The organism is Paenibacillus sp. JT22N12, assembly GCF_056269365.1.
On record NZ_JBWDNU010000024.1, the window covers coordinates 13,348 to 34,992 of the forward strand.

Sequence of the window (21,645 nt, forward strand, 5' to 3'; positions counted from 1 at the left end):
CCTTAATTGGATAGCTCATCCAAATATACATACCGTTCTTCCAGTATGGATTTCTCTGCGGCCAAGGCAATCATCAAGGCGTTTCTGCCCACTTTCCCTGTCGCAAACGGCTGCTTGCCCTCTGTGATGCATTTGATAAAATCAATCCGCTGGGTCTGGCCGCCGGTATGGCCGCCCATGATGGAGTCCGAGGTCACATCCATATCCAGATGCTCTCTTGTAAAATCCGCTCCGCCCACGATGTCGATCGCCTTGTCGTTCCTCGCCACCATCTGTCCGCCATTCTCTCCGATCAGGCCGATCTCAAGCCCTTCACCCATCAGATTTCTTGGTTTCAAATACATGCAGAGGCCTAAATTCGCTTTGCTTCCGTTATCGTAATCCACCGTAATGAAAGCATGATCGACAATGGACGTATCGGAAATCGTCTTGGCGGGATAATGGCTGTAGGAGTTGGTGATCAGATTCTCCTGTCCCTGCTTCATGACATGCTGCCCGCCTGAAGCGAATACGCGGACGGGGTTAGCCTTGATCATCCAGTTGAAAATATCGAAATGATGGCAATCCTTCTCGACGATGGCTCCGCCCGACTTGCTCTTGTCATAGAACCAGTCCGTCGGCGGAAAAGGATCGCGGAATTCCTTGCACCACATCAGTTTCACATCGCCAAGGCGTCCATTCTCCACTTCCTTCGCCATCCGGCGGTACAGGTTGGAATAACGGTAGACGAGACCGATCTGCAGGATCCGCTCATGCTTCTCTGCAGCTTCAATGATCGCATCGCAATCCTCCAGGGTGTGGGCGACAGGCTTTTCCAGGAAAACATGCTTGCCCGCCTCCAGAAAGGCGACCGCCACCTCTCTGTGCTTATAGTTAGGGACGCTGATGACGACCGCATCCAGATCCTCTTTATCCAGCAGCTCGCGGTAATCCGTGCAGATGACCGGCTTGCTGTTCGCAAGCTCCACCAGCGTTCGGGCTACATTCGCTTCGTTCATATCGCATATGTACCCGACCTCGCATTCGTCCAGCAGATCAAAGCCGATGCAGTGGTGCGAGCCCATATCTCCGACACCAATAAATGCCATTCTTATCTTTCCCATGCGTGCACACTCCGTTGTCATGAATTTTGCGCCAATTTATACTGCTAGTTTGATGTCAGGTAAGCTAACCAACTCTTAAGCATGTTATGATAGTAATGCAAATTTACGTTATTGTCAAACATTTTTGGCTATAAATTATTTATATTTGCGGCAATTTTCTTGATAACGGCCCTCTAAGCGCAGTAAAGCCCTGATTATGACTATTTTTTGTCCCCTACAAAATGAAGGCGATTTCAACTGAGTAGTCCCGAAAAACAAACATGCATTTATTTGCCGCAAATTTTTTTGCATGTCATTCTCTTGTTAGATTAGGGTACGCTTCGGGGAAAAGCGTAAACTAGCAGGCTCGGCGTTTATGCAAGGATAGCTGGCAAAGCAAACAGGGCTATCCTTCAGCCGGATGAACGGCTTTTTGGAATAACCCTGTACTTCTAAGAGACTGGTGAAAAAGATGGATTTCGCATGCGAAACTATTTTCCGATATTATGTGGGATGTTATAAGCGAGCTAACCGCTTGCCACTTGTTGAAAGAACTGCTGCAGTCTGATTAATTTGAACGATAACCGAGAAGGAAACTACCTGTACCGTCACACTGGGCAGCAAAGTTTCTTCTTCTTAATCTCATTATTCGATAAAGCTCTTCAATGATGGCGCTTTGCGGAACTTCGTATGCTGCTCGAAAGCATAAGCCAGCCTGATCAGCACCGGCTCCTCATAGGCCCGTGCCGAGAAAGTGACCCCGAACGGCGGACCTGCCTGCGTGTAGCCTGCCGGAACGACGATTGACGGATATCCCGCGCGGGAAGTGATTCTGGAGCCGAAATCAGCGGGAAACAGCAGCGCGTCCAATTGATGCTCCCGCATCGTCGCATCGATCCCCTCATCCTTGCAGAGCCTGAGGTCTGTCGTACGATCCCGGATGTACCGGGCTTCGGTCAAGGTGCCCGAGGTCGTGTATTCCGTATCGATAAGCGTCTTCTGGCCGTATTTCAACGTTTCCATAGGGTGTTGATTATTGAATTCGATAATATCCTTCAGCGTGCGCATCGGAGCGTGAGGGCCAAGCTTGGCCAGATACGCATTAAGCGAGGCTTTGAATTCATTGAGAATCACCGTGGAATAGACGATGCTCCTCGCCGTCGTAATATCCGCCGGGTCCACGATAACCGCACCCAATTCCTTCATAATCTCCACCGCACGGTTGAAGATACCGAGCTGCTCGTCCGTCAATTCCTCAAAATAATAATCCCGGGGAATGCCGATTCTCGCGCCTTTCAGCCCATCCTTATCCAGAAAAGCCGTATAATCCGCGTGCTGCCTGCCGATCCCCCCGCCCATTGCCGCGTCCTCTGCATCGAATCCGATAATTCCCTGCAGCAGCAGTACGGCGTCCTTCACCGTTCGGGCCATAGGCCCGGCGGTATCCTGAGAGTTGGACAGTGGAAGTATTCCGGTTCGGCTGATCAGCCCCACGGTGGGTTTGATTCCTACCGTCGAGCTCAGATTGCCCGGATTCAGAATCGAACCGGACGTCTCTGTCCCGATCGACGCCGCGCAGAAGTTCGCCGCTACCGCAACACCCGAGCCGGCGCTGGAGCCGCCGGTCGGCGTGGAGATATTGTACGGATTGAGCACTTGACCGCCGCGCGAGCTGTAACCGGACGGCATCCCTTCTGTCATCATATTGGCGAACTCCGTCATGTTGGCCTTGCCCAGTATGATGGCTCCCGCTTCCCGAAGCTTCTTCACGATGAAGGCATCCTCCGCGGCATAGGAACTCGCCAGGGCAAGCGAGCCGGCGCTCGTATGCATTTTGTCCCCTGTATTGATGTTATCCTTCAATAAGATGGGAATGCCATGCAGCGGCCCGCGGGATTCGCCCCTTAGCCGCTCCGCATCCAGGGCATCCGCGATGAACAGGGCGTCGGGATTAATCTCCAGCACGGAATTAAGCGTCAAGCCATTCTTGTCATGATCCGCGATCCTGTTCATGTACAGCAGCACCAGCTGCCTGGAGGTCAACTCACCGGATGCCAGCGCCGCCTGAATATCCGCAATGGTCGCTTCAATGATTTCAAATCCCATTTTCGTCACCCTCTCCTGCCAATAACAAATTGGCCTTCTGCTATCATTATATCCGCTCCTGATGATATTTCCCTGACAACCTCCGTCAGCTTCCGGCATTGTTTCAGGATCCGGACAGAAGAAGCCATCATTCCCATTTTGTGATTGAACGAAACGTATTCTGCTGGAAAAGGAAATACAGCTGTCATGTCGAATTTAAACGAACTATGATGAAGAATCGACGCAAGCCTATGCTGAAATTTGCAGCTGTTATCCTTCTATCTCTCGCCGTTCTCCTTGGCCTGAGATTGCTGTGGTCCTACGCGCTCAGCACGCCGGAGCATCCCCGCGCGGAGCAAGGCGTGCTGGATTTGCGCGGCTGGGACTTCGGGAATTCCAGTCCGATCACACTGGACGGCGAATGGGAGTTTTACCCTGATGCCTTAATCACACATACAGACCCTCAGCGCCAATTCGACGGCAAGCGCTCATTCGTGCAGGTGCCGGGCGATTGGAGCGAGGCTTTCCATGGGGACGGCCACTCGTCGTTCGGCTACGGAACGTACAGGCTGCGTATTCTGGTCGATCCCCTGGATCAGCCTTATGAAATCTCGGTTCCGGAAATCCAGACCTCGTCCCAGGTGGAGATCAATGGCCAGGAGGCGACGGAATTCGGCAAGCTGGCGGCGCGGGCAGAAGACTACAAGCCGATGGGAGTCGCTAATTACACCGTATCTTACGAGGCTGGCAATCAGGAAAGCATCGAACTGCTTATACGGGCGGCCAACTTCGATAACCCGACTCATGGAGGGATCGCCAGATCCATCCGCTTCGGCTCGCAGGCCGCTATAGACACGGAGCACTGGTACTCCATCGGATTCCAGCTTGTGACCTTTGTCATTTTGCTGCTGCATGGTTTGTATGCCCTCATTCTGTTTGTGTTCAACATCCGCCAGAAGGCATTTCTCGTTTTTTTTATGATGCTTGTCACCGTTGGTATTTCCATTATCGCCGACCATGATTTGCTGCTGCTCACCTGGTTCCCTGTTAATTACACCTGGGCTTTGAAAATCAGGCTGCTCTCGTATATGTGGCTCTCCTTCTTCTTGCTGCTGATGGGCAGGAGTTTCTCCGGAAATACCGGACGGGGAAAGCTGTTCTATGCGTACATAACCGTACTTGGCCTTTATTCGGCGAGTCTTGTACCCATGTCTGCACCGTACGTTTATTACACAAGCGATGCCAGAATATTTGCCGTCCTTTATATTTTTCCAGTGTTCTGGTTCTTCTGCCTGATCGGACGCATGGTAATCCATAATCATAAGGACGCCGTATTTCTCCTGTTCGCCGCGGCCAGCATCCTATCCAGCGTCATCTGGGGTGCAGTCGTCCATGAAGGCACGTCCAACAGCATTTATTACCCGATCGATATCATTGCCGCCATTGTCGGGTTCTCGGCCTACTGGTTCAAGCGGTATTTCCGCAATACTGCGGAGAACATCAAGCTTAATGAGCAATTGCAGGCGGCGAACAAACTGAAGGATCAGTTTCTTGCCAATACGTCGCATGAGCTGCGAACCCCGCTGCATGGCATTATCAACATCGCCCAGACTGTCATAACCAACGAGAAGCATGCCATAGGCGAAAAAAGCTTCAGGGATATGGAGCTGCTCGTTACCATCAGCCGCCGGATGTCGCGGATGCTTAACGATCTGCTGGACGTCGTCCGGCTGCAGGATAAGCAGATCGTCATCAAGCCGGAGCCGCTCTGCATCCAGTCGGTCACTTCCGGCGTCATCGACATGCTCGAATTCATGACCGAGGGTACGCCCGTCCGGTTGAAGCTGGACATTCCGGAATCCATGCCTTTCGTTCTGGCCGATGAGAGCAGACTTATACAAATTCTGTTCAATCTGCTGCATAACGCGATCAAATACACCGACGAAGGAATGATTTCTGTAACGTCCGAGGTGATAGACGGCCAGGCTATAATCCATGTCAGCGACACCGGGTCCGGCATGGATGAGGAGACCCAGGAGCGTATATTTCTGCCCTACGAGCAGGGACAGCAGGGAATAAGCGGCGGCGGCATCGGGCTTGGCTTAAGTATTTGCAGGCAGCTTGTCGAGCTGCTTGGCGGAGAGCTGACGGTCCGGTCCACCCCTGGAGAGGGCTCCGTGTTCAGCTTCACGCTTCCATTGGCCGGGAATTCGAATATCGCGTCTTCCCGGCAAAGGTCCTTTCAAGGAAATATCGAGTATGAGGAAGCGGCCGTCCGGCTGCTCATCCCGGAAGCTGCAGCGTCGGCAGAATCAGCCGTCATGAAGGACGCGCTTCCTGCTGCGCTGCGTTCCTCCGCTGCCGGGAATCTGAACATTCTCGTGGTGGATGACGATCCGGTCAACCTGAAGGTGCTGGTCCGCATCTTCTCCTCGGATCCTTATCATATCCGGACCGTTATGTCCGGCCAGGAAGCACTGGACCTGCTCGGAACCGAGCAGTGGGACCTGCTGATCGCCGACGTCATGATGCCGCATATGTCCGGCTATGAGCTGACGCGGACTGTACGGGAGCGCTTCACGATATCGGAGCTGCCGATTCTGCTTCTGACCGCGCGCAACCAGCCGGAGGACATCTATGCCGGCTTCCTGTCGGGAGCCAACGATTACGTCGCCAAGCCCGTTGATTCGCTGGAGCTCAAATACCGCGTCTGGTCGCTCACGACATTGAAGCAGTCGATCAATGAGAGCCTGCGTATGGAGGCCGCGTACCTGCAGGCGCAGATCCATCCTCATTTTCTGTTCAATACATTGAATTCAATCATGGCCTTAAGCGAAATCGACACCGAGAAAATGCGCAGGCTCGGAGATGCCTTTATCTCGTATTTGCGGATCGGCATTGACTCTCTGAATGCAGAGCAGCTGGTCATGCTTTCCCACGAGCTGGAGCTTGTCCGCGCTTATCTGTATATCGAGCAGGAGCGTTTCGGAGAGAAATTGTCCGTCGTGTGGGAGGTTGAGCCGGATATTGACCTGCTCCTGCCGCCGCTCACGGTGCAGCCATTAGTCGAGAATGCCGTACAGCATGGACTGCGCCGAAGCAGCCGAAACGGCACCGTGCACATCCGGATCACCCGCCAGACGGGCTCCGTACTCTTCGAGATCAAGGATGACGGCAGGGGCATGGACGAAGAAGAGGTCAATAGGCTGCTTGATAACGATAGAAGGCCTAAAGGCGGGATTGGGCTGTTGAATACGAACCGGCGGTTGACGCAGCGTTATGGGCAGGGGTTGAAGATTCAGAGTCAGGTGGGGGCGGGGACGATGGTGTCGTTTGTGATCCCGGAACGTGGGACGGAAGACCTGTAGGAAACCGGACTGCGCAGGGGGGGCGTCTTACGGTATGCGCATGTGGTGCAAGGTATCACTTCTGTTGGTTATGTGATTGTCGGGGGGATAGAGTTTATTGTCATTTCACCTTAGATGAACAAAGGCAGCCCTTCTCTAAAAGGGCTGCCTTTGTTAAATTATAAATTCTTTTCAAAAAAATATGCTCTTATCAAATATCACCCTACTCTTTTAATTTATATTTAAAATCAAAAGTTCTAGCTTTTGCATTCAAAGGCTCTAGAATATCTTGCTTTCTTAATTTTTGAAAAGCCTTCTTAACTTTATTTACATCTTCCTCACCACTAATATTGCGAACATCCTTATTTGTTATAAAAACCCCTGGTAGTTTACCAGGACTTTGAATTTCAATTCTATTATCGTAAATTTTGATGTGTATATCATCGTTCAAGCTATAATCCCTATGAATCACAGCATTCACTACTATTTCCTTAATTGCCTCTGTAGGATAAGTAAGTTTTTCAAGTCTTCCAGCAACATAATAACTAGAATCTGAAAGTATTTCACTTATCTTTTCCAAAATATCATGTACTTGATTTTCAACTGTTCCTTTAATTGTTTCTGGTTTTCCATCTAGTTGTTCTCTCTTGTATTCTGTTCCAGAAGTTCTCAACCGATAGATTTTTATTGCGCATCTAGTATCAAGTGTCGCTTGTGGCTCTTCATCAAATAATAAAACACCTGCTGCATTAGGAAAAAATTGATCATCCTTTTTAGATAAAAGTCTCTGTTTTCTAAGAAATGATCTACGATCCAGATTGGATTCAATTCTATTCATGTAGTCAATAAGATGAGGGCTATCTTCAATATCTTCGATGTCAATATAATCAATCGGTTGTTTTTCATACGAATAAGCTCCCTTAGTATAACTAAGGGATGTTATCCGTTCTCCCTTTATTTCTTTTTTTTGTGCATTTATACGAATAAAACACTTCCCTTGTGCAGTATAGTGTATTTTGGGACTCTTAGGAATTGATATATGAAGAACCAGACCTAAGTCACCAAAATCAATAAATTCGATTAATACATTTTCCACAGATGGTTGCGTTTCTTCAAGTAAGGTATGAATTATGTCATTAGCATCTTCCTGCTTATCAAATCCAATTATTCTTTCTCCTGACACTTTTTCGTCTTCCATACCTACATATAAATCTCCACCGTCGGTGTTAGCAAATGATACAAAAGTTTCCTGTAACGTTGAAGGCCTTATTCTATAACTCTTAACATCATTAAAGTGATCCTCTTTTAGAGAAAGTAATCTTTTTCTTTCACCTTTCTCGTGAATTCTTTTTATCATATACCCTCCAAAACCCTAATTACTTCCATAAATATTTAATATAACAGTCCTTCTCTTAAAAGTCATTCCGATTTTAGAAATTCTTGTAATAAATTGTCGATTCTTTGTGCATCCAATATTCAACCCCTGTTGAGCAAAGTCAAACGATATTACTCACACCTTACTTTTCTCGCCAGCGAAAGTGCCGATCGGCAGACGTCGAGAAAACAATCAAGCTGCTTGCCAAAATCATTACGCTCGTTATACCCGGAATTCGGATCGGACAAGCGGCGTTACAATGCTATTCAATACTTATTATTTTGCCTGACAGGAAGCCCCGTCCAGCTCCCCCAGCAGCAGCATGAAGCACTTCCTGCTGTTTGTATTATTATAGGTAAAGTGCAGCATAATGGATAACATGGTATTAGATTTCATATAAACCAGTTACTCGTCTATTCCCAGAACATACGAAGCTCCGCTGCCGGTTTTTCCGATGGTGACGTGGGCGATCTCCTCGCAGTTGAGGCTTTCTGACTTGACCACGCAGTCATTGTTGATGTTCTGCGTCGGTTCGATAAATAACAAGAAATTATTAAATACTTCATTGTTCGGGCGCTTTTCCGTCTCCAGATATGACTTGACCGCGCCATCATATTCGACAATAAGCGCCTATGACAATTTTCCGGTAAAGCTGATCAGGATGCTGTGCGGGAGTGCTGAAAATGCTGGACTTTAAACTTATCTGTGAGCATTGCTGGTATTCAATCTCTTTAACTGTGCACGAAGGCGCAGGTCTTTATGCCTTATAGCAAATTCGCTTATTTTCGCCAGCAAATATCTGCAAAAATCACTTCTCTTCTTATTTGACAATTTTCGTAATTTCCCTTTCGGGAAGGATCCTCACTGATTATTAATCGCTGGTTAAGCACCGGCCCCCCCGGCGTTCAACTGGTTCAAGCATTTGCCCCATGTGTAAACAAAAGTAAATCAATCCGCAAGAAACAAAGGAGATCTGTACTTATGACAATTGAACAACGTTTGCAGGGAAAAGTAGCTGTTATTACTGGCGGAGGCTCCGGTATCGGCAAAGGTGCGGCCTTGAAGCTCGCCAAGCATGGCGCCGTGGTCTGCATGCTGGACCGGACTCCGGAGAACGCCAACAAAGTCAAGAAACAGATCGAATCGATGGGCGGCCGGGCGGAGGTATTTGAGACGGATGTTTCCGTACCCGAGATGGTGGAGAAAGGGATGCGGCAGGCGGCGGAGAAGTTCGGCAAAATCGATATTGTATTCGCCAATGCCGGCATTAACGGCAAATGGGCGGCGCTGGAGGAGCTCAGCGTGGACGATTGGGATCAGACTCTCTCGATCAATCTCCGTGGCACCTTTCTGACCTTGAAATACGCTGTGCCCTACCTGAAGAAAAACGGCGGCGGCAGCATCATTATTACCAGCTCCGTCAATGGCAACCGAATCTTCTCCAACACCGGCGCAACCGCCTACAGCTCCAGCAAAGCGGGCCAGGTGGCCATGATGAAGATGACAGCGCTTGAGCTTGGCCCATCCCGCATTCGCGTCAACGCAATCTGCCCGGGGGCTATCGATACGAATATTAACGACAATACCGATATCTCGCCTACGCTGGATGATGTCAAAATGGAGGTGGAGTTCCCTGAAGGCAGCCAGCCGCTGGAAGGTCACGCAGGGAGCATTGAGCAGTGTGGGGATCTGGTGCTGTTCCTGGCCTCGGACGAGTCGTCCCATATCAGCGGTACGGAGATTTATATCGACGGGGCGGAATCGCTGATTCGGGGATGATTAGAATTAATTGATCACCGTATAGAGGCTGATGTGTGATCGGTCGCCAAGGTTATCTGCTGCTGAACAGGTTGTTGGCTTATGCCGGAATTGAAGGTTGGATGAGACGGGTAGCAGTGGTAATTGAGAAAGCGGGGTAACCAGTCTTTCTCAGACTAAAAAAAGGGATACCGCGGCACAGCCGCAGTATCCCTTTTCCCATATTAACCCTATAAGCTCCGTCCGGCATCAGCCGGACCGGAATCACTTAGTCGATGAAATTCAATTCTTTCAGCGTCCGCTCCAAAATCAGTGCCGCTTCAGCGCGGGTTGCTTTGTTTGCAGGAGCGAAAGCGCCTTTCGTGTCGCCTTGCATGATGCCTTTGTCCGCGAGCAGCGCCGCTTGTGCGGACGCCCAATCCGGAATGGAGGCGCCATCGGTGAACTTGCTCAGCGAAGCCGCATTGCCTGCAGCATTGGCCTTATCGACCATTTCCATTGCGCGGGCGATCATTACGGCCATCTCTGCACGGGTAATATTCGCAGTTGGCGCGAATTTGCCCGGCTCCATGCCGTTGACCAGTCCGGCTTTAACCGCCGCTTCTGTCGCTCCTGCATACCATGCATCCGAAGCAACATCCTCGAACGAAGCCGAGCCTTTGCCCATTGTCAGCCCCAGGCTGCGAACGAGCAGGGAAGTGAATTCCGCTCTGGTGATGGCGTTGTTTGGTGCAAAATGAGTGTCGTCCATACCTTTGACAATCAGCTTGGACGCCATGTCCTCAATCTCATTCTTGGCCCAGTGTCCATTCAAATCAGCGAAGCTCTTGCTGTATTTGATGACGGTATAGGTGCTGTTGCCCGGACGTTTCATTTCAACCGCCGGTTTGCCGTTCAGCGTCGTTCCGACATTCGGTACGAATACGAGCTCGCCGCTAACCGGGTCAACCATAACAGCCGTTCCGCCGTTCAAATCCGTTGAGGCTGGCAGATAAATGATGCGGGATACATAGGTGGTGCCAAAATCGTTCCGCTCTTCTTCTTCATTGCCCGTAACCAGTACAACCTCGAATTCCAGCGAAGTGCTGTTGACCAGCTGCGCTCCCATGGAATTTGCTTTACTGGTCAGCGCGGCAAGGGCAGCATCGCTTACTGGTGCAATGGATACGCGGACGCTCACATTGCCGAGCGCGCCGGCTTCGGACAGATTAAGAACATTCAGCGGCAGGTTATAGGCTGCTGCTCCTGTCTCAATTCTGATCGTCATTTGACCGGCTTTGTCTGCCCCAACATTCAGCGCTTCCGCAGGCAGCGTAATTTCCGTTGCTCCGCTCAGATCCTGCATGTTGATGACCAGCTCCGCCTGCTTGCCTGTTCCTGCTGCCGTGAATGCAGCCGCAAGGGCAGCTTGCAGATCCTCTGCCTTAACTGTTACCTGATTGAGCGCTTGACCTGCTTCATTCGTTCCTTTGGTCACCTGCAGGGCAGCTTTAGGCAATTCAGTCGTTCCTGCAGCTGGCTCTTGATCCGGCTCTTCCGTTACAGGAGGTGTTGGTGGCGGGTAATAACCTCCGTTTCCTTCTGTCGGCTTCGCCTGCTCCGTAATACGGCCATCGACCGCTGGGGAGATGGTTCCGCCAAGCGAAGTCATGTACTGGATGAAGATTTCATAATCCGGATAGCCCAGATCCTCATGGTACGCGCCTTCTTCAATCGCTTTGGCGAAGGATGTATATCCGTCTCCTCCAAGAGCGACAAAGCTGTTCGTTGCCAAACGGTATGTTTTCGTCAGATCAACCGCGGTGTAGCCCGATTCTGTCTTGATTTGCAAATCAAAAACCTTGCTTCCTGCGGCCTGGTTCGGGTCCCATTTGAAGCGCATGCCTGCCACCTGCGGGAATTTGCCCGGCAGATCGCCCAGCTTCGCGCCGCTGACTCCATTCTCCAGCCCGTCCTTCAGTTCTTGACCCGTTACATCAAGCACATACAAGGTGTTGCCGAAAGGCATAACCGTACGCAAATCGCCCATCGTAATATCGCCGAGTTTGATTGAAGTACGGATACCGCCGCCGTTCATGATGGCCACATCGGCATTTTTGAGTTCTTTCGCCCGGGCCAGCATGCCGTCTGCAATGAAGTTCCCCAGATTGGTTTCCTTCGCGCGGACATCATTGCGTTCGCCGTTCAGAACGACAGTCGTCTTGCCGATAACCTGCTTCTTCAGCTCTTCAAGATCCGCATTGTATGGAGCGAGCATGTTTTTGGCAGCCTCGTCCTCCGTTACGGTTGCGTCAACTGTCATCAGACCGCCTTTAAGCAGATTTTCACCCGTCATGACTACGCCCTGATCATCAAAAGCCAGATCGACGCGGCCAAGGAATTTGCCCCACTCGTTCGCCTGTACGATAACCGTTGGCGCTGCATGATCACCTTGTACGACAACTGGTTTATCCAGCAGCGTATGGGTATGTCCGCCAACGATCAGATCGATGCCCTCGACAGCCTGAGCCAGATCTCTGTCGCGGTTGTAGCCCAGATGGGACAAGGCGAAGATAACATCAATGCCTTGCTCTTTAAGAGCGGCAACCGTATCCCTGGCAGACTTGGTTGCATCGTTGAACACAACATCCTTGCCGGGACTTGAAGTTTCCTTGGTGTCCTCGGTTGTTAAGCCGAATACGCCAACCTTATGACCACTCACATTCAGAATGATATAAGGATATACGCCTGCGTTATCCGTTGATTTCTTTGCGCTGGCGTCAATCGTTGCCGGCGCTTTGAGCAGCGGACTGATGTTGGCATCCTTGCTGAAATCAATATTCGATGTGAGCAGCGGGAAATTGGCTTTGCTCACGAAATCCTTCAGAGTATCTGTGCCGGCATCAAATTCATGATTGCCGAAGGTCATGGCGTCATAGCCCATGTAATTCATGAAGGACAGATCCGCTTGACCAAACCATTTGGTGAAATACAGATCGCCGGAGAATACATCGCCCGCATCGAACAGCAGGCTGTCGCCGCCTTCACTGCGCACCTGGTTCACAAGCGTTGCCCGTCTGGCAACGTCCGCCAGATGTGCATGCGTATCGTTCGTATGCATAACGGTCAGGTTCCAGAAACCGTCGCTCACCGTCACTGTCGCTTCGGCAACGCCGTAACCGTCAGCGCTAAGCGCGGTAATGACGACTGTGCCTTCTTTGGAGCCCGGTTTTACAAATCCGTTCGCATCTACTTCGGCAATGCTTGAATTAGAGGAGGTCCAGGTTACCGTTGGTGCGCTATCGCCCGCTGGTGTTACAGCAGCAGTCAACTTCGCGCCTTCTCCGCCCGGCACCAATGCAAGCTCGGACTTGTCCAGCGTCACTTTGGTCACGTTCAATTGAAGAACAGCCACCGTTCCGCCTACTTCATTCGCGACCAGCAGAAGCGGAAGATCTGTAGGGCTTTCCGTAGCCGGAATGAATTCCAGACCTTCAGGACCGGCATCCGTTTCGATCCCCTTGGAGAAGTCGCGCGTATTGATGTAATTGGCGAAGGCAGGCTTCGTCGGGTCCGTCACATCGTAGGTCATGATGCCGCCGACGCGCTCAAGTCCCACGAAGGCGAAGGCTTTGCTGCCCACTTGGCCAACAGACACATACTCCGGTTCAGGACCTTTTTTAGGGCTTCTGTCATCCATATCGGTCTTGCTGTTGCTTGCGTTGAAATTATCAGGAACGCGCTGTCCGGTGATTTTCTCGAAATCGCTGCCGCTGTCAAAGACTTGCGTCATGTTAGTTGTATCCCAGATGGAGAACGAACGTCCACCATACAAATAAACACCGTCATTGCCCATGTCGCTGACGACTTCAACGTCATCGTATTTGTCTTCTCCATCGAGGAATTTTGCTGCGGCTGAGTCAGGATTCAGCCCGTCTTTGATATCCTCAATTTTCGTTGCATTTGTTCTGGTCAGCTCATCAGCGTCGACTGGCCATTCTGTCGCATCCCCTTCATTCGCTGTGAACAGGTATTGCTTGCCGTTCGCACTGTAGGTGGCAATGCCGTCAGGCATGTACATGCCCGAGAAAGGCACGTTCTCCAGGTTGATCTCGCCATCCTCTACCAAATCCAGAGCGTTCTTGGGATCATTAAGATCCTTAAGTCCCAGACCTTTGATGGAATCGACCGTTTTGCCTGCGATGTCTATCGTTGCAATGGCGTTGCCTTCCTGCAAGGAGACATAGGCTTTGGTCTCATCCGCCGAAAGTGCGATATATTCTGGCTCCAGATCGAAGATTGCATCTTCTTTCGTTCCGCTGCCGGTGATTTGGCCGTCTGGGCCGGATTCGCCCCGAATGTGCACGTTGTTGTCAATCACTGCCGTGTTGTTGAACGCCACTTGCGTCGACACACCCGTTGTTGTGTCCACAATCGTCACGCTGCCATTCGGATCGTCAGGTGCATTGCGGGGTTCAGCTTCATCCGCCGTCATCAGGTATTTACCGTTGGTTGTATACTTCACCATATCCGGCTGTACGCCCGCTGGGTAGCTGGTCAGCAAATTCCCGTCATAATCAAGCACAAGAATCTTGCCCGGCTTCATGGAATCAGCTTCCTGAATCGCTACCGCCACACGTTTGGTCGCGGTGTTGACATCTACACTGGTCAAGTCGCCATATTCGAACCCATCTACTTCCGAGAGGTTCTTGACGAGAACCGATTTCTCTTTTGTCAGTTCCTCATCGTTTGTAAGGGCCACAATATCCAGGCTTGGCGGCGTACTGGAGCCGTTGACGACATACATTTTGCCATTGTCTTTATTATATTTCACAATTTCGGCTACGCCGCCGTCTTCGTTCGATTCTCCAACTTGGTATTCGCCGATTTTCTCAACGCTCAGCTTGTCCTCAATTGCGGGAGGCAGAGCGGCATTAACCGTGATCGGGAGTTCGATACTGGCAGAATATGCGCTGTCGGTTACGGTAATCTTCACCGAAGCGGTGCCTGCCTTGCTAGGCGTACCATTAATGTTGCCGCTTGATGCGTTCATGCTAAGACCGTCAGGCAATCCGGTCGCATTGAATGTATAAGGAGGCTTGCCGTTATATACAGCTGCCGTCACCGAATAGGCAGAGCCGACATTGGCACCCGGGAGGGATAAGGTCGAAATACCAAGCGGCGGAACGACCTGGAACCAGCCTTCACTGTTGCGCGGCCCCATAGATGCAAGGGTCTCATCATCGGCTTCGTCGTAACTCAGCTGCTTAAAGTCGACTTTGTTGTTATCCGTATCGCTAAAGTTCACTCGACGTATGGCTAATTTCTTAGAGGTTCCTTCTGTTTTTCCGCTAGGATAAGCTGTTTCATAGCCATCAATCTTGCTGTCCTTGTCATTGCTTCCAGTCCCCACCATATCTACATAGTTGGATGACTTTGAAACAAAAGGGTTCTTTTCTTCAAGCTGGGTCTGATCGCTCATGAGCGCAACCTTCATGCCTTTATTGTTAATAAACCGGTCGAAGAACTGATCTTCTTTGCCTGTAGTCACAAGCCTCGCTTCAGCAGCGCCCGTTGCTTTGCCGTTAATTAGATAAAAACCATGCGCGGGAATCGTCCCCGTAAGATCAAACTTTTCCCAATCGCCTGTTACGCCGCCAGCCGTGTCGCTTTTATCGGTGGTGCCAGGAATTCCATTATCGGCATACTGCAGCGACCAGCCCTCCAGGGAAACAGGACTGTTTGTTGGATTATAAAGCTCGACAAAACCATTGGAAACCACGATTTCGTCATCCAATTCACGTCCACCGCCATAAATCTGATTGATAATGACGTGAGGCACAGTAACATCATAAGTACCGTTTGTGTAAGGCGTCCCTACGATCGGACCTTCTGCAGCCATGGCAGCGCCGCCAGCGAATACGGAACCGGCAAGCATTTCGGCTGCTAGCAGTAGCGAAAGTAATTTCTTCCCTCTTTGTTTCAAAAGACTATCACTCCCCATTTATATTTAATAATCCCATTTATTGTAGTAGTCTTTTGTTAACGCAGCCGCCCTTCTTTTTTTAAGGTTTTGTAAAAATACATGAAAGATGAAGTTGATAGAATAATAAGGAGCAGGCAAAACTAAGAAGGAGTTGTTATCATCATCATCCGGCGGCAGTATTAGCTTCTTCCTCAAAAATATCAAAAAAAGGTAGGATATATTTTATGCTCCCGGGTATTTCAAGAAGCAGCGATTATCGCCATCCGGCGGCGCAGCAGGTTTCTTCCCTCAGACCCTTTTGTAAAGGTTAAACTTATAAACGTTATATAGCGCACAAAAAACGCCAGGATGCTCATCCTGACGTTTCTTCCGAATCTATCCTATTGGCTATTACTCGTTGTGATAAACCATAACCTTCAAGCTGCCGCTCTTGTTATGTATTGCACGCTCCATCGCATCCCTCGCCTCTGCAAGCGGATAGCGGTCCGTAATAAGCGATTTGGCGTCGATCATGCCGGATGCGAGAAACCCGATCCCCATCGGGTATGTATTCGCATAGCGGAACACGCCGTAAATATCGATCTCATTGTGGCGGCGCAGTTCGTTTCTTCCCTTAGACCTAATAGACATATGTACAGACGTGAAACTCATACATGCTATAAGGTCAAAAAAAACCGGCCCCTGGCATATGTGATGCCTCAAGGCCGTTTGAACGAAAGTCTTATTGGATGCGGATATATCTATCGGCATTATTGAAGCAGATATCCTGGACCAGCTTCCCGATAAACGCATAGTCGCGCGGCAGCTCGCCGTCTTCGATCCATGTGCCAAGCAGGTTGCACAGCACCCTTCGGAAATATTCATGTCTCGTGAACGACAGGAAGCTCCTGGAGTCGGTCAGCATGCCCACGAAAGTACTGATCAGACCGACATTCGAAAGCACCTTCATCTGCTGCAGCATGCCGTCCTTCTGGTCATGATACCACCAGCCTGAGCCGAGCTGGATTTTACCCCTTACGCCGGGCGACTGAAAGTTGCCGATAGCGGAAGCAATCGCTTCGTACTGCGCGGAATACAGCGTATAGACAATCGTTTGCGGCAGCTCGCCGCTGCTATCAAGCTTACCCAGAAACCCGTTAAGCGACCTTGCCAGCTGAAAATCCAGTATCGAATCGTAGCCGGTGTCCTTGCCAAGCTGAGCGAACATTCTGGCATTATTATTGCGTATCGCTCCGATATGAAGCTGCATCGTCCAGCCATGCTGGTTATACAACCGGCCAAGCTGCACAAGCGTGTAGGTCTGGTATTGGATGACTTCCTCCTGCGATACCGCCTCGCCCTGCAGAGCCCGCTGGAAGATCGCCGCCGCTTCCCGCTCGTCTGGCAGCGTAAAAGGAAGCATCTCGAAGCCATGATCCGACATGCGGCAGCCATGACTGTGAAAATAATCGACCCTTGAAGCAACCGCTTCCAGGAATTGATCATACTGCGTAATCGGAAGCTGTGTAACCCCGCTCAGCCGGTTCACGTAATCCCCAAATCCGCTGTCTCCAACATTCAGAATACGGTCAGGACGGAAGGTTGGCGCAACAGCCGTTTCAATCGCGCTATCGCTGCGGATCTGCTGATGATCCGCCAGCTCGTCGATAGGATCATCGGTGGTGCAGACGACTCTGACATCGAACCGCTTCAGAATCCCGTTCGCCCGCATATCCTCATCCTGCAGACGCTCATTGCACCGGTTCCAGATATCGCGCGCATTATCGCCCGTCAGCAGCTCGTCTATGCCGAAATAACGGCTGAGCTCCAGATGCGTCCAGTGATAAAGCGGATTGCCGACAGTATCCGGTACCGAACGGGCCCAGACCATGAATTTGTCCTCGTCTGGAGCATCTCCGGTAATGAGGCGTTCCTCCACGCCCAGCCAGCGGAGCGCTCTCCACTTGTAATGATCGCCTCCGAGCCAGATCTCGGCCATATTGCGGTATTTCTTATTGACAGCGATTTCATTAGGGCTCAAATGACTGTGAAAATCATAAATCGGCATATCCTTTGCATAATCGTGGTACAGCGTCTTAGCGCTCTTGCTCTGAAGCAGCCAATCCTCATGAATAAATGACATCGTAGACCTCCTAAAGTTAATATCCGCATTAAAGAATCCGCTTCCATACTACCATACTTGTATGGTAGTATGGAAGCATTAACTTACAATCCAGGGAGGTGAACCCATGACTTTTACGATGAAGCCTCAAACTACCTCCACCCGCGATGCCGTAAGCCATGCGCTGAGGGAGCAAATTATGATGCTGGAGCTTGTTCCCGGCACCGGTATTTCGGAGAAGGAAATTTCCCTTAAATTCAATGTCAGCCGGACGCCGATTCGTGAAAGCTTCGTGCGTCTGGCCCAGGAGGGACTGCTGGAGATCCTCCCCCAGCGCGGCACCTTCGTCTCGCTGATCGATCTTGAGCTTGTGGAGGAAGCGCGGTTTATGCGCGAGCAGCTGGAGCGCGCCGTCATCCGGCTGGCCTGCTCGGACAGCTTTCCGGATGAACAGCTGAAGGCGCTGCAGAAGAATCTCACCAAGCAGCAGGCCTGTATCGATAAGCAGGATTACCGTACCATGTTCGAGCTTGACGAGGCCTTTCACCGCACCATCTTCGAAGGCTGCAGGAAAAGCAACACCTGGGCGGTTATCCAGCAAATCAACATCCATTTGAACCGCAGCCGCATGCTGCGTTTGGCTGCCGACCATCACTGGGATCACCTCTACGAGCAGCATCTGCATATGGTAGAGGCCATCCAGGAGCATGATGCCGACCGGGCCGAGAGGATCATGAAGGATCACTTGAGTCTCACAATTGCCGATCAGGCGCTGCTGAAAGAGAAATTCCCATCCTATTTCAAATGAACGGAGGCTAATCTGCACGATGAAAATGGTATTCCGCTGGTTCGGCGAAGGCAATGATACCGTCCCGCTCCATTATATCAAGCAAATTCCGGGGACAGAGGGCATTGTATGGGCGCTGCATGACGTCCCTGCAGGTGAAGAATGGCCCATGGAAGGCATTATGAAGGTCAAGGAGGCAGCCGATGCGGCCGGTCTGCATACCAAGGTCGTGGAGAGCGTTAATATTCACGAGGATATCAAGCTCGGACTGCCAAGCCGCGATATGTATATCGCGAATTATAAGAAAACCATCGCCAAGCTGGCACAGGTCGGCGTTGAGGTGATTTGCTACAACTTCATGCCGATATTCGATTGGCTGCGCACCGATCTGCACAAGCAGACGGCTGACGGCTCTACGGCGCTGTTCTATGAGAAAAGCAAGATCGACAACCTCAACCCCTTCGAGCTGGTCAAGCGGATCAATGAGAATTCCGCCTTTACCATGCCGGGCTGGGAGCCAGAGCGGCTGCAGTATTTGACAGGATTGTTCGAAGCCTACAGGGACGTAACAGAGGAAAACCTGTGGGATAACGCAAAGTACTTCCTGGATGAAATCATACCTTTCGCCGCCGAGCATAACATCCGGATGGCCATTCACCCGGATGATCCGCCGTGGCCGATCTTTGGACTGCCGCGCATTATTACAAGCCGGGACAATCTGCGCCGTTACCTTAAGCTGCACGACAGCTACTATAATGGCTTGACGCTGTGCAGCGGTTCGCTTGGGGCCAATCCGGACAATGATATCATAGCCATGATTCATGAATTTGCCGACCGTATTGCGTTCGCGCATATCCGCAACGTGCGCGTATTCGAGAACGGCGATTTCATCGAAACCTCGCACCGCACCCAGGATGGGACCGTGGATATTGCAGGTGTGGTGCAGGCCTATCACGAAAATAATTATGAGGGCTACTGCCGTCCTGATCACGGCCGGCACCTCTGGGACGAGCAATGCAGACCCGGTTACGGTCTGTACGACCGCGCGCTCGGCATCATGTATCTATGGGGCTTATGGGACGCATACGTCAAGAGCGCTTCCAGCCAAAAACAGGAAAAGGAGATCTACTCATGAACCAATTACCTATTCACCCCTCCCTGCAGGGAAAAGTCGTCGTCGTTACAGGCGGAGCCGGCGTATTATGCCGGGTTCTGGCGCTTGAGCTGGGCCGTCAGGGAGCGCGGGTCGCCGTGCTGAACCGGACGCTGTCAAGCGGGGAAGCCGTTGCCGCGGAGATTGCGGCCGCCGGAGGGGAAGCGATCGCTCTCTCCTGCGATGTGACCGACAGCGACAGCGTCCGGCAGGCCGCCGAGGCTGTACAGCAGCAGCTGGGCTCCTGCGATATTCTGATCAACGGTGCAGGCGGCAACCAGCCGGCAGCCATCACGACGAATGAGCTGTTTAATCCCGAGGACGTGGACGCACCCGGCGTGACTTCTTTCTTTGACTTGAGCGTAACGGGTTTCCGCAGCGTGCTTGATCTGAATTTTATCGGCAGCCTCATTCCGACACAAGCCTTCGCCCGCCAGATGCTTGGCAAGCAGGGTGCGACGGTTATCAATATCTCATCCATGAGCGCATTCTCGCCGATGACCAAGGTTCCCGCCTACAGCGCCGCCAAAGCGGCAATCAACAACTTTACCGAGTGGCTGGCGGTCCATCTGGCGGAATCCGGCATCCGCGTGAATGCGATCGCCCCCGGCTTCTTCCTGACCAAACAGAATGAGAAGCTGCTCACGAATGAGGACGGTTCATTGACTCCCCGCTCCCACAAAATCATCTCCCATACGCCGATGCGCCGCTTCGGCAAGCCCGAGGATCTGCTCGGCACGCTGCTCTGGCTGACGGATGAAAGCATGTCCGGCTTTATTACCGGAACTACCATTCCTGTCGACGGCGGTTTCATGGCTTATTCCGGAGTATGATCCATTTCAACGAATGCCATAATTTCACTCATCATAAATGTAATGGCCGATTCATCTGCTGATGGATCAGCCATTACCGAAACGGGCGCTTGCCGCCCGTTTTTCTTTTTGCCTGCCTCCCCGCCCGATTCTCGACGGAGGCATCCAAACATGCTATTGTGGAGTAAGCACGCATAAGTTCCTTGAGGAGCGAAAGACACAAGCTGTCAAGGGATTATGCGCTCAATAAAATCGGAGGCGAGCATTACGGACTACATTATTTTGGATATTGAATTCAACGGGCGGAAATTCGCCAGCGACAAGCCGATGGAGGTAATCGAAATCGGCGCGGTGCGGCTTACTGCGGATTACCGGCAGGTGGATGAATTTTCTGCGCTGATCAAGCCCGTCTACTTCTCCAAGCTGAACAGCTTTATTAAGGGAAAGACCGGCATTCCCCAAGAAGATATCGATGCGGCCTCAGGCTTCCGGACGGTAATTGCCGACTTTATCCGCTGGCTGGACCGCAGCGAAACGTATATGCTCCTTACCTGGGGCGGCGAGGATTTGAAACGGATTATATACGATACGCGCATGCACAAGCTGGATGATTCCTACTGGATGAAGGCGCTGGCCTTCGATCTGCTGAAGGGTTTCCTGAGAGATCAGAAGCTCACCAATGACGTCAGCGTCGAAGCCGCGCTGGTACAGCTGGGCATTACCCCCGAAGGCTCGGCGCACCGCGCCCTTGATGATGCCCGTATGACCGCAGAGGTATTCCGGGCGGTTGCCCCAAGGCTGGACTTCTCCCAGGCCCAGCACTTCAAGGATGTCTATTCCAATGCCAAGGAACGGCGTATGGTCAAGAACGCGGTCCGCACCATGCAAGCGCAGCGGGTGGTTCCCCAATGGGAGCTGATCCTCGAGCATTTTCTGAAAGACAAGGTAACCTTGACCGATCCGCGTAAGGCTGCCGAGCTTGAGGCCTATTTTGATACCGTGGTTGAAAGTCAGCAGCCTCAGAAGCAGAAACCCGCACCCGCAGCTCCAGCCGGTGAGACCAACCCGCCTTCCGCTGAATCCTCCAGCGATGATGCTGGCAAGCAAGAACAAGAATAATCAACGGCTCCAGGCATGATAAACACACCAGATCCCGACTGTTGTTACTCAGCAACAGTTT

The 21,645-nt window shown here is 51.3% G+C and carries 11 protein-coding genes and 1 pseudogene; 6 read left to right on the top strand and 6 right to left on the bottom strand.

Features of this window, described 5'->3' with window-relative positions; genetic code table 11:
• Positions 1-2: 2 nt before the first annotated feature.
• A complete protein-coding gene (locus AC0YOA_RS36780; protein WP_475790730.1) occupies positions 3-1,103 on the bottom strand; it encodes a Gfo/Idh/MocA family protein in 1,101 nt (366 codons plus the stop codon).
• Positions 1,104-1,727: 624 nt separating this feature from the next.
• Positions 1,728-3,188, bottom strand: coding sequence for an amidase family protein (locus AC0YOA_RS36785; protein ID WP_475790731.1), 1,461 nt, complete (start codon positions 3,186-3,188; stop codon positions 1,728-1,730).
• A gap of 206 nt (positions 3,189-3,394) precedes the next feature.
• On the opposite strand from AC0YOA_RS36785, the gene AC0YOA_RS36790 reads away from it, so the two are divergent.
• Positions 3,395-6,535 (top strand): hybrid sensor histidine kinase/response regulator, encoded by a 3,141-nt coding sequence (locus tag AC0YOA_RS36790; RefSeq protein WP_475790732.1) that lies wholly within the window; start codon positions 3,395-3,397, stop codon positions 6,533-6,535.
• A gap of 202 nt (positions 6,536-6,737) precedes the next feature.
• Here AC0YOA_RS36790 and AC0YOA_RS36795 read toward each other — a convergent pair whose 3' ends face one another.
• The gene (locus tag AC0YOA_RS36795; RefSeq protein ID WP_475790733.1) at positions 6,738-7,871 is read right to left on the bottom strand and encodes an AlbA family DNA-binding domain-containing protein; all 1,134 of its coding nucleotides are present in this window, start codon (positions 7,869-7,871) and stop codon (positions 6,738-6,740) included.
• Between the two features lie 999 nt (positions 7,872-8,870).
• On the opposite strand from AC0YOA_RS36795, the gene AC0YOA_RS36800 reads away from it, so the two are divergent.
• Entirely contained in the window at positions 8,871-9,668 is a 798-nt protein-coding gene (locus AC0YOA_RS36800) for an SDR family oxidoreductase (RefSeq protein WP_210038642.1), read from the top strand.
• Between the two features lie 247 nt (positions 9,669-9,915).
• Here the strand turns inward: AC0YOA_RS36800 and AC0YOA_RS36805 are convergent, their stop codons facing one another.
• The 3 genes and pseudogenes from AC0YOA_RS36805 to uxaC all read right to left on the bottom strand — a co-directional run bounded on the left by AC0YOA_RS36805 (position 9,916) and on the right by uxaC (position 17,734).
• On the bottom strand, positions 9,916-15,612 hold the full coding sequence (locus tag AC0YOA_RS36805; RefSeq protein WP_475790734.1) for a choice-of-anchor I family protein: 5,697 nt from the start codon (positions 15,610-15,612) through the stop codon (positions 9,916-9,918).
• Positions 15,613-16,002: 390 nt separating this feature from the next.
• A pseudogene (locus AC0YOA_RS36810) lies at positions 16,003-16,200 on the bottom strand (NAD(P)-dependent alcohol dehydrogenase); the annotation flags it as partial.
• A 133-nt stretch (positions 16,201-16,333) separates the two neighbouring features.
• Positions 16,334-17,734 carry a glucuronate isomerase gene (uxaC, locus tag AC0YOA_RS36815; RefSeq protein ID WP_475790735.1) on the bottom strand — a complete coding sequence of 467 codons (1,401 nt, stop codon included), beginning with the start codon at positions 17,732-17,734 and terminating at the stop codon, positions 16,334-16,336.
• 106 nt (positions 17,735-17,840) lie between these two features.
• Here uxaC and AC0YOA_RS36820 point away from each other — a divergent pair, with 106 nt between their 5' ends.
• From AC0YOA_RS36820 to AC0YOA_RS36835, 4 genes are all read left to right on the top strand, one after another.
• Positions 17,841-18,521, top strand: a complete 681-nt coding sequence (locus AC0YOA_RS36820) for a GntR family transcriptional regulator (protein ID WP_210038639.1) — start codon at positions 17,841-17,843, stop codon at positions 18,519-18,521.
• 19 nt (positions 18,522-18,540) lie between these two features.
• The gene (gene uxuA / locus AC0YOA_RS36825) at positions 18,541-19,635 is read left to right on the top strand and encodes a mannonate dehydratase (protein WP_475790736.1); all 1,095 of its coding nucleotides are present in this window, start codon (positions 18,541-18,543) and stop codon (positions 19,633-19,635) included.
• Complete coding sequence (locus tag AC0YOA_RS36830; RefSeq protein ID WP_475770285.1) at positions 19,632-20,486, top strand: SDR family oxidoreductase; 855 nt, start codon at positions 19,632-19,634, stop codon at positions 20,484-20,486. Before uxuA ends, AC0YOA_RS36830 begins: the two co-directional genes overlap by 4 nt.
• Positions 20,487-20,702: 216 nt before the next feature.
• On the top strand, positions 20,703-21,584 hold the full coding sequence (locus AC0YOA_RS36835; RefSeq protein WP_475790737.1) for a 3'-5' exonuclease: 882 nt from the start codon (positions 20,703-20,705) through the stop codon (positions 21,582-21,584).
• Positions 21,585-21,645: the final 61 nt, after the last annotated feature.

Bases quoted from the DNA above. Each gene is read 5' to 3' on its own strand.
- AC0YOA_RS36780 (WP_475790730.1), bottom strand. From the start codon at position 1,103: ATGGGAAAGATAAGAATGGCATTTATTGGTGTCGGAGATATGGGCTCG.
- AC0YOA_RS36785 (WP_475790731.1), bottom strand. From the start codon at position 3,188: ATGGGATTTGAAATCATTGAAGCGACCATTGCGGATATTCAGGCGGCG.
- AC0YOA_RS36790 (WP_475790732.1), top strand. From the start codon at position 3,395: ATGATGAAGAATCGACGCAAGCCTATGCTGAAATTTGCAGCTGTTATC.
- AC0YOA_RS36795 (WP_475790733.1), bottom strand. From the start codon at position 7,871: ATGATAAAAAGAATTCACGAGAAAGGTGAAAGAAAAAGATTACTTTCT.
- AC0YOA_RS36800 (WP_210038642.1), top strand. From the start codon at position 8,871: ATGACAATTGAACAACGTTTGCAGGGAAAAGTAGCTGTTATTACTGGC.
- uxaC (WP_475790735.1), bottom strand. From the start codon at position 17,734: ATGTCATTTATTCATGAGGATTGGCTGCTTCAGAGCAAGAGCGCTAAG.
- AC0YOA_RS36820 (WP_210038639.1), top strand. From the start codon at position 17,841: ATGACTTTTACGATGAAGCCTCAAACTACCTCCACCCGCGATGCCGTA.
- uxuA (WP_475790736.1), top strand. From the start codon at position 18,541: ATGAAAATGGTATTCCGCTGGTTCGGCGAAGGCAATGATACCGTCCCG.
- AC0YOA_RS36830 (WP_475770285.1), top strand. From the start codon at position 19,632: ATGAACCAATTACCTATTCACCCCTCCCTGCAGGGAAAAGTCGTCGTC.
- AC0YOA_RS36835 (WP_475790737.1), top strand. From the start codon at position 20,703: ATGCGCTCAATAAAATCGGAGGCGAGCATTACGGACTACATTATTTTG.